10 protein-coding genes are annotated in these 14,087 nt (G+C 70.8%); 2 read left to right on the top strand and 8 right to left on the bottom strand.

Going from position 1 to position 14,087, the window contains the following annotated elements:
- Positions 1 to 3: 3 nt before the first annotated feature.
- Positions 4 to 2,811, bottom strand: coding sequence for a preprotein translocase subunit SecA (secA, locus tag ASD33_RS13110; RefSeq protein WP_056558140.1), 2,808 nt, complete (start codon positions 2,809 to 2,811; stop codon positions 4 to 6).
- A 239-nt stretch (positions 2,812 to 3,050) separates the two neighbouring features.
- Here secA and ASD33_RS13105 point away from each other — a divergent pair, with 239 nt between their 5' ends.
- Both ASD33_RS13105 and ASD33_RS13100 read left to right on the top strand, forming a co-directional pair.
- Positions 3,051 to 3,638, top strand: a complete 588-nt coding sequence (locus ASD33_RS13105; protein ID WP_056558139.1) for a GNAT family N-acetyltransferase — start codon at positions 3,051 to 3,053, stop codon at positions 3,636 to 3,638.
- A gap of 110 nt (positions 3,639 to 3,748) precedes the next feature.
- Complete coding sequence (locus ASD33_RS13100) at positions 3,749 to 4,945, top strand: crosslink repair DNA glycosylase YcaQ family protein (protein WP_199863522.1); 1,197 nt, start codon at positions 3,749 to 3,751, stop codon at positions 4,943 to 4,945.
- A gap of 94 nt (positions 4,946 to 5,039) precedes the next feature.
- On the opposite strand, the gene ASD33_RS13095 is transcribed toward ASD33_RS13100, so the two are convergent.
- The 7 genes from ASD33_RS13095 to ASD33_RS35455 form a co-directional block, all read right to left on the bottom strand.
- Complete coding sequence (locus tag ASD33_RS13095) at positions 5,040 to 5,792, bottom strand: response regulator transcription factor (RefSeq protein WP_056558135.1); 753 nt, start codon at positions 5,790 to 5,792, stop codon at positions 5,040 to 5,042.
- Between the two features lie 216 nt (positions 5,793 to 6,008).
- Positions 6,009 to 6,689 carry a ribosome-associated translation inhibitor RaiA gene (gene raiA, locus ASD33_RS13090; RefSeq protein WP_056558133.1) on the bottom strand — a complete coding sequence of 227 codons (681 nt, stop codon included), beginning with the start codon at positions 6,687 to 6,689 and terminating at the stop codon, positions 6,009 to 6,011.
- Positions 6,690 to 6,982: 293 nt separating this feature from the next.
- On the bottom strand, positions 6,983 to 7,792 hold the full coding sequence (locus ASD33_RS13085; protein ID WP_056558131.1) for a ComF family protein: 810 nt from the start codon (positions 7,790 to 7,792) through the stop codon (positions 6,983 to 6,985).
- Positions 7,793 to 8,002: 210 nt separating this feature from the next.
- On the bottom strand, positions 8,003 to 9,763 hold the full coding sequence (locus ASD33_RS13080) for an LpqB family beta-propeller domain-containing protein (RefSeq protein ID WP_107103737.1): 1,761 nt from the start codon (positions 9,761 to 9,763) through the stop codon (positions 8,003 to 8,005).
- A gap of 91 nt (positions 9,764 to 9,854) precedes the next feature.
- Positions 9,855 to 11,924, bottom strand: coding sequence for an MtrAB system histidine kinase MtrB (gene mtrB / locus ASD33_RS13075; RefSeq protein ID WP_079044745.1), 2,070 nt, complete (start codon positions 11,922 to 11,924; stop codon positions 9,855 to 9,857).
- 1 nt (position 11,925) lies between these two features.
- Positions 11,926 to 12,603: a two-component system response regulator MtrA gene (gene mtrA / locus ASD33_RS13070; protein ID WP_010356958.1), complete on the bottom strand. Its 678-nt coding sequence runs from the start codon at positions 12,601 to 12,603 to the stop codon at positions 11,926 to 11,928.
- Positions 12,604 to 12,802: 199 nt separating this feature from the next.
- Positions 12,803 to 13,543 carry an AbiV family abortive infection protein gene (locus ASD33_RS35455; RefSeq protein ID WP_056558128.1) on the bottom strand — a complete coding sequence of 247 codons (741 nt, stop codon included), beginning with the start codon at positions 13,541 to 13,543 and terminating at the stop codon, positions 12,803 to 12,805.
- Between the last annotated feature and the right edge of the window lie 544 nt (positions 13,544 to 14,087).

Here is a 14,087-nt window from a genome sequence, read left to right as displayed (position 1 = left end):
AGGTCACTTCTTGCGGCGACGCCCGCCGCCCGCGTTCTTCTGCGCCTTGCGGCGCTCCGCACGCGTCATCCCGTCGCCGTCCGCGTCGTCGGAGGCGAAGTCGCCCTCGACGACACCGCCGTCGCCGTCCACGGTCGGAGCGGAGAAGTGCAGCCGGTCCGGCCGCTGCGGGGCTTCGAGGCCCTTCGCGCGGATCTCCGGACGCCCGGCCGCCGCCGGCACCGCGTCGCCCTTGTCGAGCGACGGAGCGCTCGCCTGCACCGGGACCTCCTCGACCTGCTGCTCGACCTGGACCTCCAGGTTGAACAGGTAGCCGACCGACTCCTCCTTGATGCCCTCCATCATGGCGGTGAACATGTCGAAGCCCTCGCGCTGGTACTCGACCAGCGGGTCCTTCTGCGCCATGGCGCGCAGGCCGATGCCCTCCTGGAGGTAGTCCATCTCGTAGAGGTGCTCGCGCCACTTGCGGTCCAGGACGGAGAGGACCACGCGCCGCTCCAGCTCGCGCATGATCTCCGAGCCGAGCTGCTTCTCGCGGGCCTCGTACTGCTCGCGGCCGTCGTCCTTGATGGACTCGGCGATGAACTCGGCGGTGATGCCCGCCCGGTCCCCGGCCGCGTCCTCCAGCTCCTCCACGGTGACCTTCACCGGGTAGAGCTGCTTGAACGCGTTCCACAGACGGTCGAGGTCCCACTCCTCCGCGAAGCCCTCGGCGGTCTCCTGGCGGATGTAGTCGTCGATCGTGTCGTCCATGAAGTGGCGGATCTGCTCGTGCAGGTCCTCGCCCTCCAGGACGCGGCGGCGCTCGCCGTAGATGACCTCGCGCTGGCGGTTGAGGACCTCGTCGTACTTCAGGACGTTCTTGCGCGTCTCGAAGTTCTGGGTCTCGACCTGCGACTGCGCGGAGGCGATGGCACGGGTGACCATCTTGTTCTCGATCGGCACGTCGTCCGGCACGTTGGCCATGGCCATCACGCGCTCGACCATCTGCGCCTTGAAGAGGCGCATCAGGTCGTCACCGAGCGAGAGGTAGAAGCGGGACTCGCCCGGGTCGCCCTGACGGCCGGAACGACCGCGCAGCTGGTTGTCGATACGACGGGACTCGTGGCGCTCGGTACCCAGCACGTAGAGCCCGCCGAGTTCCTTGACCTCCTCGAACTCCGCCTTGACGGCCTTCTCGGCCCGCTCGAGAGCGGCCGGGAGGGCCGCGGCCCACTCCTCGACGTGCTCGACCGGGTCGAGGCCCGCCTGGCGCAGTTCGGCCTCGGCGAGGTCGTCCGGGTTGCCGCCGAGCTTGATGTCCGTACCGCGACCGGCCATGTTCGTGGCGACGGTGACGGCGCCGCGGCGGCCGGCCTGCGCGACGATGCTGGCCTCCCGCTCGTGGTGCTTGGCGTTCAGGACCTCGTGCTGGACACCGCGCTTGGAGAGCTGCTGCGAGAGGTACTCGGACTTCTCGACGGAGGTCGTGCCGACCAGGATCGGCTGGCCCTTCTCGTGCTTCTCCGCGATGTCGTCGACGACGGCGGCGAACTTGGCGACCTCGGTCCGGTAGATCAGGTCCGACTGGTCCTTGCGGATCATCGGCTTGTTCGTGGGGATCGGGACGACGCCGAGCTTGTAGATCTGGTGGAACTCGGCGGCCTCGGTCATCGCCGTACCGGTCATGCCGGAGAGCTTCGAGTACAGCCGGAAGAAGTTCTGCAGGGTGATGGTGGCGAGGGTCTGGTTCTCGTCCTTGATCGCCACCCCTTCCTTCGCCTCGATCGCCTGGTGCATGCCCTCGTTGTAGCGGCGGCCGGCGAGGATACGGCCGGTGTGCTCGTCGACGATCATGACTTCGCCGTCCATGACGACGTAGTCCTTGTCCTTCTTGAACAGCTCCTTGGCCTTGATGGCGTTGTTCAGGTAGCCGACCAGCGGGGTGTTCACCGACTCGTAGAGGTTGTCGATGCCCAGCCAGTCCTCCACCTTGGCCACACCGGCCTCGTGGATGGCGACGGTCCGCTTCTTCTCGTCGACCTCGTAGTCGCCGGTCTCCTCGATGCCCTTGAGCGGGTTGCCGGGCTCGCCCTTGGAGAGGCGGGTGACGAGCTTGGCGAAGTCGCCGTACCACTTCGTCGCCTGGTCGGCCGGGCCGGAGATGATCAGCGGCGTACGGGCCTCGTCGACGAGGATGGAGTCGACCTCGTCGACACAGGCGAAGTTGTGGCCGCGCTGGACGAGCTCGTCCTGGGACCACGCCATGTTGTCGCGCAGGTAGTCGAAGCCGAACTCGTTGTTCGTGCCGTACGTGATGTCGCAGTTGTACTGCTCACGGCGCTGCGCCGGCGTCATGTTGGCGAGGATGCAGCCGATCGACAGGCCGAGGAAGCGGTGCACCCGGCCCATCAGCTCGGAGTCGCGCTCGGCCAGGTAGTCGTTGACCGTGATCAGGTGGACGCCCTTGCCGGAGAGCGCGTTGAGGTACGCCGGGAGGGTGCCGACGAGGGTCTTGCCCTCACCGGTCTTCATCTCGGCGACGTAGCCGAGGTGCAGCGCGGCGCCGCCCATGATCTGGACGTCGTAGTGGCGCTGGCCGAGGACGCGCTTGGCGGCCTCGCGCACGGTCGCGAAGGCCTCGGGCATCAGGTCGTCGAGGCTCTCGCCGTCGGCGTACCGCTGCTTGTACTCCTCGGTGAGCGCCCGCAGGTCGGCGTCGGAGAGGTTGACGAAGTCCTCTTCGATGGAGTTGACCTGGTCCGCGATGCGGTGCAGTTTGCGCAGGATCTTGCCTTCGCCTGCACGCATGAGCTTGTTGAAGACGGACACTGAGGCTGGTCTCCTTGCCGGTCGGGCCTGGCACTGGGTCTTGTGATGGACGCGAGCGCGGGCACGGCAGGTGGTCCCCACCGCAACGGCCATCGTAAGCGAGACCGCCCTCGCAGAGGGAGGCCCGCAGTGCCGGAGCCGTACGTCCGCCCGGAAAGAGAACGCACGAGGTGGGCGGAAGGTGCCGCCCCACCCGAAAAGTGTTCGCTTCCCGTCCCCGCGGTCACCACAATCCCGGCATGGATCCCATCACCCTCACCACCGACCGACTGCGGCTGCGGAACTTCGTCCCGGAGGACACCGACGCGGTGTACGCCATCTGTCAGGACCCGGGCATCCGGCGCTGGACCGTCGTCCCCGACCCCTACACCCGGCAGGACGCCGAGCTGTTCCTGAACCGTCTCGTGCCCGACGGCTGGCGCGAGGACACCGAGTACACCTTCGCCGTCGAACCGCTGGCCGGCGGCCCCCTGCTCGCCGCCGTCACCCTGAGCAGCCGCGGCATGGGCGTCTGGGAGGTCGGCTACTGGCTGGCCGAGGAACACCGCGGCAGCGGCTACATGACGGAGACCGTCCGCGCCCTCGCCCACTGGGCCTTCACCGGGCTCGGCTGCACCCGCCTGGTGTGGCGCGCCGAGGTCGGCAACGCCGGCTCCCGCGCGGTGGCCGAGCGGGTCGGCTTCGTCATGGAGGGCACCCAGCGCGCCGGCCTCACCAACAAGGGCACGCTCCGCGACAGCTGGGTCGCCGCCCTCCTCCCGTCCGACTTCGGCCTCCCCAGCCCCCTGCCCCACCTCCCGCCCCGCGACCTGCCGGCCCGGGCCTGAGGGCCGGGGCCTGAGGGCCCGGGGCGAGGCCGGGGGCCGGGGTCAGGGGCTTCTCCGGCCCCGCCCGGCCCCCGCCCGGGCTGTCAGTGCCGGGGCCTAGGGTGCGGTCCATGACGACTGTGCCGCGCCCCGCCGCCGAACTGTCCGCCGACGACGCCCGCCGCATCGCGCTGCGCGCCCAGGGCTTCCTGGGTGCGCCGGACCGCCGCGCCGGGGTGCGCGGGGTGCTGCGCGGTCTCGGTCAGGTCCAGCTCGACACGATCTCCGTCCTGGCCCGCTCGCACGAGCTCATCCCGTACGCGCGCCTGGGCGCCGTCGGCCGTACGGCGGTCGAGGACGCCTACTGGCCCACGGGCCCCGAGGGCGCGCCCCCGGCCCGGCGCAACGCCTTCGAGTACTGGTCGCACGCGGCCTGCGTCCTGCCCGTCGAGGAGTGGCCGCACTTCGCCTTCCGCAGGCGGGCCTACCGCGACCGCCCGCACTGGGGCCACGAGCTGGCGCCGGGGGCGTACGACAAGGTGATCGACCAGCTGCGGGCCGAGGGCCCGCTGACGGCGACCGAGCTGGGCGGCGCGAAGAACAAGGGCGAGTGGTGGGACTGGTCGGACTCCAAGATCGCCGTGGAGCGGGCGCTGATGTACGGCGAGGTGGTCGTGGTCGAGCGGCGCAGCTGGAAGCGGGTGTACGACCTGGCGGAGCGGGCGATCCCGCAGCCCCTGCTCCACGACGACCTGGACGACACCGAGTGCGTGCGGCGTCTGGTGCGGCAGGCGGGCGAGGCGCTGGGCGTGGGCACGCGCGCGGACATCTCCGACTACCACCGGCTCAGGGGCGAGCAGTTCGACGCGGTCGTCGAGGCGGCGGGGCTCGTGCCGGTCACGGTGGCGGGCTGGGGGAAGCCGGCCTGGGCGGACCCGGCGGCGCTGGCCTCGGAGCCGCGCGGCCGGCACCGTACGACCCTGCTGTCGCCGTTCGACTCGCTGATCTGGGAGCGGGCCCGCACGGAGCGGATCTTCGGCTTCACCCATCGCCTGGAGGCGTACGTGCCGAAGCAGAAGCGGGTGCACGGCTACTTCGCGATGCCGGTCCTCTCCGGCGGCCGGCTCGTCGGCCGGGTGGACCCGGCGCGGGAGGGCAGGACGCTCGTCGCCCGGCAGGTCGGTCTGGACGGCCCGAAGGCCGTTCCGGCGGTGGCGCGGGCGCTGCGCGAGGCGGCCGAGTGGGTCGGCTGCGACGCGGTCTCGGTGGTCCCGGACCGGGTGAACCCGCCGGCACTGGCCCCGGAGCTGGTACGCGCGCTGGGCTGAGCGCACGGGATGCCCGAAGGGCCGAGCGCGTGGGCGGGAGCGGGGGTCCGGGCCAGGGCCGGGCTTCGGCTCCGGCTCCGGCTCCGGCTCCGGCTCAGCGGATCTCGAGGATCTTCTCCCGCATCGCGTAGACCACGGCCTCCATCCGGGAGTGCAGCTGGAGCTTCTCCAGGATGTTCCGGACGTGGTTCTTCACGGTGTTCTCGGAGATGAAGAGTTCCTTGGCGATGTCCCGGTTGTTCATCCCCGTCGCGACGAGCTTCAGCACCTCCAGCTCACGGTCGGTGAGCCGGGGCGCGGGCACCAGCCTGCGCTCGTCGGTGCGCTGGATCATCGACTTGAACTCGGTGAGGAGTTTCGACGCCATCGAGGGGCTGATCTGGGACTGCCCGTCCGCGACCGCGCGGATGGCCGTCGCGACCTCGTCGGTGGAGATCTCCTTGAGGAGGTAGCCCGTGGCTCCCGCCTTGATCGCCTCGTAGAGGTCCGCCTCCTCGTCGCTGATCGTCAGCATGATGATCTTCGCGCTGGGAGCCACCTCCTTGATGGAGGTGCACGCCTCGATGCCGCCGCGCCGGGGCATCCGTACGTCCATCAGGACGATGTCCGGCAGCAGATCGGCCGCCTTGTCGACGGCCTCGGCCCCGTCACCGGCCTCTCCGACGACCTGGATGTCCTCTTCCTGGGCGAGGACGATCTCGAGCCCCCGGCGGAAGAGGGCATGATCGTCCACGACGAGGACCCGGATCGGTTCCTTGCGGAATGCACCGCTGTCCGAATCCGATCCCTCCGGGACCGCGCCACCGTGCTCGCGCCCGCTGAGCACCGGCCCGAAGCTGTCCGCCATCGTTCCTCCCCCTGAAGGCCGTGGCCTGAATTCGTTTCCGGTCCTCCAACCGCTGCCCTAAGAGCACCGGTTGGCGTGCACGCCATGATTTCATGCCGCGGCGGCGACGGAGTGTTCCCGTGCGCGCACGGTGGTGCCCCTGGGGGCGCCGGAAGCGCTCCAGGGGCACCGTGAGGGACACCTGAGTGTGTGTGGGTGGTGCGGGCGGACGGCCTGTCAGCCGCCGAGCGCACCACCGGCGCCGCCGCCCTCGGCGAGCGGGTCGCTCTCCAGATGGATGACGCCGTAGTCGTACGCGTGTCGCCGGTAGACGACACTCGGCTGCTTCGTGTCGGAGTCCACGAAGAGGTAGAAGTCGTGCCCGACCAGCTCCATCTCGTAGAGCGCCTGGTCGAGCGTCATCGGTGCGGCCCGGTGGGTCTTCTCGCGGACCACGAGCGGGCCTTCGCCCTGGACCTCGATCGAGCCCATCATCGTGGTGGGCACCTTGTCGGACTCGTCGGCGACGAGCTGTCCGTCGCCGTTGAGCTGGGCGGCACCGGGAACGACGTCCCCGACCTCCGCCGCCGAAAGCCTGCCGTTCCCACGGCGGGTGTACTTCTTGTCGTGCTGCTTGCGCAGTCGTGCCTCGAGCTTGTCGCTGGCGAGGTCGAGCGCTGCGTACGGGTCGCCTGCCGCGGCTTCCGCCCGGATCACCGGGCCTCGGGAGTGGAGGGTGATCTCCACGCGGTCCGACCTGTCGGCCTGCCGCGGATTCAGCTCCTTGGACACCTCGACGTCGAGGCTGATCACCTTGCCGTCGAGCTTCTGGATCTTCTCCAGCTTCAGCTTCTCGGCCACGTGCTTGCGGAACCGCTCGGGCACCTCGGTCTTGCGGCCCTTGACGACGATGTCCACGCAGAACTCCGTTCCCGGATCGCCCGGATCGGCTCCTTGGCCGCCGGGCTGCTCCCTTTGCACCAGACTCCGGTGGTTACCGGAGCTCGGACTTGGCGACTTTCACCTCCTCCTCCCCAGTCGACAAGATCCCCACCCCATCGACAAGAGGTTAATTCGCCCTGAACTCCTGTCCTGTAGGCGCAACCATGTATTCGGCGAGCGATGGCATTCACCATTCCTCACAACCGAACATAGCCCCTTCGGACGGGTGTCGGCACCCGCTACCGCGACATACCTCCGTTCGGGTGCTTTCACCTCTCACCACCTGCAACGATCCAAGTTCCTGGCGAGTTCCGGTTTATTTCGAACGAGGCGGGAGAGGATGCGATCACAGCCGCCACCAGCTGTTCGAATCCGCGCTGCGCCGAACCGACCGGTAAGCCGTGCGGTATTCCAGGAATGAACGGAAGGTGTACGGCTCCGATGGCGCGCGCAGCCTCCGCCAGCGAGGCCCCCGTGGTCATCAGGTCGTCCACGAGAACCACCTTTCCGGCCTGCAGCAGCCGCCCTCCGCCCGGCACGACCTCCAGCGCCCCGGCGAGGTTGGCGAGCCGCCCGCGCGCCCCGAGCCCCGCCTGGTCCGCCACGTGTCGCCGCTGCCTCAGCACGGGCACGACCCGCGCCGGCCGCCCCGCGCTCCGCAGCCGGGCCGCCGCGGCCCGGGCGACCCGCCGCGTCGGATCGTGGCCACGCGCCCGCACGGAGCGCCGTGAGGACGGCACCGGTACGAGGAGCAGCGGGCGGGCCACGGGCCCCTCGGCGGCCCCGGCCGCTGCCTCCACGGCCCCGGCCAGCGCGCCGCCCAGCGGTCCGGCGAGCCCGAGCGCCCCGCGTTCCTTGTGGGCGAGCAGCAGCTCCCGCACGGCGCCCTCGTACGGCGCGACGGCGTGCACCTCCGGCAGCCCGGCGGGCTCGGGCGAGGGGCGCACCCCGCGCGGCCCCTCCCCCGCCCCGGTCAGGACCTCCGCGCACGACGGGCACAGCTCCGTCCGCGGTACGCCGCAGCCTCCGCAGGCGACCGGCAGCACCAGCCCGGCGATCTCGCGCCACCACCCCCGCATGGCTCCACTCTGCGCCTCCGCGGGCTCCCCTGCCACCCCTGTGGAAAACCCCCGGCCGGCGAACCCGGCCACCCCCGAAGTACGTCAGGTAGGACGCCGGCGTGCGCCGAGAAGGCACCGGCGTACGCCGGTTGCCACCCGCGTACGCCCCACGCGCCCCACCCGCGTACGCGAGACGTCTCCGCCGGAAGCACCCGGGCCCGCCCAGGGCTACCCGGGGTAGACCGGCGCGTGCCCCGTCTTGACCAGCGGCTGCCAGTTCGCGCCGGGCGCGAGCCGGACGATGCCGTCGTTGCCGGAGTAGGCGACCAGCGGCGCGGTGTCCGTGTGCGGGGCGGCCACCGAGTTGGCCCCGTTCAGCCCCGGGAGCACCGAGGTCGCGGAGGTCGAGCCGTCGGTCTGGAGGTAGCGGATCTGCTGGACGCCGCCCGCCTCCCTGCCGACGACGACGAGCCGGCTCGGACCGGCCCAGGAGACGGCGGTGACCGACTCCATCCGGGGCGCGGCGGGCTGGAGGTCGAGCACCGAGACGACCGGTGCCGCCTCCGTGGTCTCCCGCTGGATCCGGCCGATCTGCAGGGTGGTGCGCTCGCCCCTGGTGACCACGAGCGCGATCCGGACCCCGTCGGCGGAGACCCGCAGCGACTCGATCCGGGCGTCGTCCGCCAGCCACGGCGTACTCACCTTGACGGGATCGCCGGTGCCGTCGGGCACCATCCACAGCTGGGGCGCGGCGGGGTTGCGGTCGGCGACCCACAGATCGCCCCGGCCGTCCCAGCTGGGCGCGGACAGCCGGTCGGTGGGCTTGGCGGCCCTGCTGCTGAGGACCGAGGGCGCGGGCTCCTGCTCGGTGGTGATGGAGGAGACGAACAGTTCGCGTCCGGCCATCCCGACCCCGGCGGCCCGGGTCTCACCCCGGTCGACGGCGACCGACCCGAGCTGCGCGGTGTCCTTGCCCAGCGGGCCCGGCACCTCGGCGGGCACGTCCGCCTGCTTGCTGCTGACGTCCAGCATCATCAGCTTGCCGTGCTCGTCGACGAAGTACGGGTTCTCCTCCTGGTCCGTGTTCCGGACGGCGGCGAACTCCCTGGCCTGGTCCTTGCCGAGGCGGCACAGCGAGCCCTTCGTCCCCTGGAGCTCCACCTGCTCGACGCGTACGGAGGTCAGGTCGCGCAGCGTGAACAGCAGCTGCGCCGCCATCCGCCGGCACACGTCGCCGCTCACCCTGTCCGCCCTGGCGTTGAGCGGCACCTTCAGCGTGGACTGGTCGTCGGTGGTCAGCGTGGTGACGCCCTCCCGCAGCTCCGTACCGGAGGGGAAGCTGGAGTCGACGGCCGGCTTCAGCCAGTTCGTCGGACCCTCCAGGAGTGCCTTGACCGTCTGCGTCACCGGGTCCATCCGGGTGACGGGGTCCTGCCGCTGCCGGATGTAGACCGGGTCGGCGACGACCCAGTCCTCCCTGGAGGCGAAGTAGTACTTGTTGACCGACCGGTAGTTGCGCAGGAAGTCGGCCTCGCCGAGCACCAAGCCGGGCGGGAGGCTGTCGATCCGCCATTCCTTGCCCTTGCCGTTGCCGGTGGGCTGCTGCACCACGTGGATCGCCTGCACGTACTCGGCGGGGCTGATCGGCTGGTAGGCGTGGCGGGCGTCGACGGTCGCGATCTTGCGCCCGGAGAGCGGATAGGCCCGGCCCTGGTTGTCGGGGTCGGCGTTGCGGTCGGCCTGCTCACGGTTGGGGGCGGTGGTGAGCACGGTGATGCTCTGCTCCGGCTTCCAGCTCCCCGCGGCCTTCTTCGTCAGGTACTTGCGGGCGGTGGAGAAACCGGGGTCGTCGCTGGTCATGGCTTCGAGGAAGCCGTCGACGATCTCGTCCGCGTCCGCGTTCTCCCGGGGCGCGACGGCGTAGACCCGTACCTGCGAGTCCCCCTGGTTGGTGCCCCGCACCGGCTGTACCTCGCCGCTGTCGGGCATGGTCGCGCACCCGCTCACCAGGAGCCCGCCACACGCGGCGAGCACCGCCACACGCGCCCGCCCCCCACGTCCCACGAACCCCTCCCGGGAGTCAGCGCCCACGTGTTCCGTCCTCCCGCTCCACGTTTCCGTTCCCGCCGGCCGCCCCCGGACCGGCCCCCGCGCTCGCCGTGCTCCCGGCCGCCGCTCCGGCTCCCGTCGTGCTCCCGGCCCCGTCGGCGTCCGCCGTCGTCCGTGCCACGACCCGCGCTCCGCTGCCGGGCAGCGCCGTCGGATCGACGGTCGCCCGCGGCGGGGCGGGCAGCCTCGGCGGTACCGGGAGCTGCGGCCGGTCCCCGGCGGGCTGCGCCGGTACGGCCGCCAGGCGCGCGTTCTCGTGCGCCCGCCCGGCGACGGCCGCCTGCTCACGGTTACGCCGCGAGTCCTCGGGCTCCAGCGGTATCGGGGAGCCCCGCAGCGGCTCGTCCGCGGTACGCGGCAGGGTGAGCCGGAACTGCGAACCGCCACCGGCCTCGCCCCAGGCCTGCAGCCAGCCGCCGTGAAGCCGCGCGTCCTCGACGGCGATCGACAGCCCGAGCCCGGTCCCTCCGGTGGTGCGCGCACGGGCCGGGTCGGCGCGCCAGAAGCGGTTGAACACCCGCGTCGCCTCGCCCGGCTTGAGTCCCACGCCGTAGTCGCGCACCGCGACGGCGACGGCGCCGCCCGCGGCCGCCAGCTTCACCACCACGTCCCGGCCCTCACCGTGCTCGACGGCGTTGACGACGAGATTGCGCAGCACCCGCTCGACGCGGCGGGCGTCGGCCTCCGCCACCACCGGCTGCTTGTCGCCGACGACGACGATCCGGGTGCCCTTGCGTTCGGCGAGGGGCTCGGCGCCGCCGATGACCCGGCGCACGACCTGCCGCAGGTCGATCGGCTCGGCCTCCAGGGCGGCCGCGCCCGCGTCGAAGCGGCTGATCTCCAGGAGATCGGAGAGCAGCGACTCGAAGCGGTCGAGCTGGTCGCCGAGGAGTTCGGCGGATCGGGCGGTGACGGGGTCGAAGTCGACGCGGGCGTCGTGGATGACGTCGGCGGCCATCCGGACCGTGGTCAGCGGGGTGCGCAGCTCGTGCGAGACGTCGGAGACGAAGCGCCGCTGCATCCGCGACAGCTCCTCCAGCTGCTGGATCTTCAGCTGGAGGTTGGTGGCCATCTTGTTGAAGGCCTCGCCGAGCCGCGCGATGTCGTCCTCGCCGGTGACCTTCATCCGTTCCTGGAGGCGCCCGGCGGAGAGCCGCTCGGCGATCCCGGCGGCCATCCGTACGGGGGTGACGACCTGGCGCACCATGAGCCAGGCGATGGCGCCGAGCAGGACGACGACGAAGAGCCCGGCGGTCGCCAGCGTGGTCTTGACCAGGGTGAGGGAGTCCTCCTCCTGGGTCAGCGGGAAGAGGTAGTACAGCTCGTACTGGTCGCCGTCGGCGTCGTTCAGCCGCTTGCCGATCACGAGCCCGGCCTCGGACGCCTTGCCGCTGGTGTAGTGGATGCGGCTGAACTGCTGGACGGTGTCCGTGCCCTGGGCGACGGAGTGCCGCAGTTCGGCGGGGATGCTCGCGGTCGGGTCGACCTCGCCGGACGCGCGGGCGCCACGGCTCGCGGCGTCACCGGTGTCGAGGGAGAGCGCGACCACGTTGAACGCGCTCTGCCCGCCACTCGCCAGCTGCTCGACGAGCGTGGAGCGCCAGTTCACCGAGGCACCGGCCCGCCCCCCGTCCTGCTGCCCGGGGGACGAGGAGGTGGTGGCCGCCCGGTCCTGGGCAGCCGAGAACCCGCCGGCCGCCTGGCTCTGGGCCGCCCTCTCCTTGGCCTCGAGCAGACCGTTGCGGACCTGGCCGATGACGACGAGGCCGAGCAGCAGCACCACCCCGAGGGACATCAGCAGGGTGCCCGCGACGATCCTCAGCTGGATGTTCCGCCGCCACAGCCGCACAGCGGGCAGCAACGGCCGGCGCACCCACCGGGCGAAGAGCCGGAGGACCGGCCCGCCGGGCGCCCCGTCCTGGAGCAGCCGTCCGCCACGCGGCAGGCGGCCGGAACGCGAGCCCCCCCGCCCCGGTCCGGCAGCCCGCCCCGTACGGACTCCCGGGTCCCCGGGCTTCGGAGCAGTACTGCCTGTACTCATGTCAGCTCGGTCCCGCCTTGTAACCGACGCCACGGACGGTCACCACGATCTCCGGGCGCTCGGGGTCCTTCTCGACCTTCGAGCGCAGCCGCTGGACGTGCACGTTCACCAGCCGGGTGTCGGCCGCGTGCCGGTAACCCCAGACCTGCTCCAGCAGGACCTCACGGGTGAAGACCTGCCACGGCTTGCGCGCCAGCGCGACCAGCAGGTCGAACTCCAGCGGGGTCAGGGCGATGGACTGCCCGTCCCGCTTCACGGAGTGCCCTGCCACGTCGATGACCAGGTCACCGATGGTGAGCTGCTCCGGCGCCGGCTCCTCGGACCTCCGCAGCCGTGCCCGGATACGGGCGACGAGCTCCTTCGGCTTGAACGGCTTGACGATGTAGTCGTCGGCCCCGGACTCCAGCCCCACGACCACGTCGACCGTGTCGCTCTTGGCCGTGAGCATGACGATCGGCACACCCGACTCCGCCCGGATGAGCCGGCACACCTCGATGCCGTCCCTCCCCGGCAGCATCAGGTCGAGCAGCACCAGGTCAGGCTTGGCCTCCCGGAACGCCGCAAGCGCCTTGTCACCGTCCGCGACGAACGACGGCTCGAACCCTTCACCCCGCAGCACGATGCCGAGCATCTCGGCCAGTGCGGTGTCGTCGTCGACGACAAGAACGCGTCCCTTCATATCGACATCATCCCATTTCCGTATCAGTCGTAAGGCGGCTGGTGAGATACCTCACTGACCTGCGGCATCGTCCCGGAGCGGCTACTGATGACCGTCCGTGTCCGTGGGTGTTGATGTCAGTCATGGATGTCACCCCCGTGGCCCCCGTGGTCGCCCAGAACCGTACCCCGCGCGGCCGCCTACGGCCCATGGTCAAGCCTCAGCTGCTCCTCGGGGCCTCGCCGCCATCAGCACTCGCGTTGTGGCGCTCGGTCGCCTGAGCGGCTTCCCAGAACGTCGCCAAGAGGTCTGGGATGCCCGCGTCTGGCGCTCGCCGCAACATTGACCGGCCGACAGCGATGCTCTCATCCGGTTCCATCGCTACAAGCACATCGAAGTCCACGTGAGCGCGCCACTGTTCCAGGAAGGCGGCGAAAACCTGCGGTTCCTTCAGGAGGTACTGCCGCATCGTGTCCAGGAGGAGCTGGACGTTGCCGACCATCCATCGCGCGTCCTCCTCGCTGACCACCGTGGGCAAGAGCGGGCCGTCGCTCGCGTAGTCGACATACAGCCCTCTGAACTTCGTCTCGTTGGAACTCTTGGCAAGCTGGTCGATCTCCCGAAAGAGCTGGGCCGCAGCAGGAGGCGGATCCTCCGAAGCTGCCGCTATCAGGGCAAAATGAGCCATCTTGAGCTTCTCGGTGTGCCCTGCGAAGCCCTTCTGAAAAATCTCTTCACTCGCCGGCCGATGCTCTGGCCGCATGATGAGAGGCCCCAGGCACAAGTGAGCTTTGCCGAGCTCCTCAAATGCCAACGTCGCTAGGACGAAGCTGTCGGGCCACTCTCCTGCAGTAAGCAGGATCTGGGCTGACCTGAGATGCCTTGCGGCGTGCTCGGCCGCTTCGTGCATGATCTCTATGAGCCCGAGGTCATCCGGGACGGGTTGCTTCTTCTTGGCCACAGCGAGAACTGTGCCAGCCCGGACCCAGGCTGCACGTGCATATGCAGGCTTCGCCCGCCATCCACCCCAACTCCCATCCCGTCTGCCGTCGACCCACACACCGTGGAGCAGGCGCGGTGCCGGGCGTCCAGGTGGAGCGCGCCACTGTACGAACGACCTGGACGCCCGGNCCGTGGAGCAGGCGCGGTGCCGGGCGTCCAGGTGGAGCGCGCCACTGTACGAACGACCTGGACGCCCGGTGCCGTGTCTGCTCGGCTCTGCCTGGGTCGATGGCAGACGGGATGGGAGTTCCCCACCGTCACACCCCACGGCCGGCACCCGCGCACGGAGCCCCCGCCATCCTGGAGCCTGAGCGCCCCCGCCGGAGGCATCATCTTGAGGTCGTACCCGCGTACCGCCTCGGCCACATCGTGGTTCGTCACCCATCAACCCAAGCTGTCAGGCGTGCGGACGGCGGCCGGGCTGGAGCGGGGCGCAGACAGGAGCGCAGGCCCGGGCGACGGGCCGCGCGCGCCGCGCCGTGCGCGGCGGGTGCCTTGATGAG

This window comes from Streptomyces sp. Root1304 (genome assembly GCF_001426405.1).
In the GTDB taxonomy this organism is placed as follows: domain Bacteria; phylum Actinomycetota; class Actinomycetes; order Streptomycetales; family Streptomycetaceae; genus Streptomyces.
This window is presented reverse-complemented; position numbering and strand designations above follow the sequence as displayed.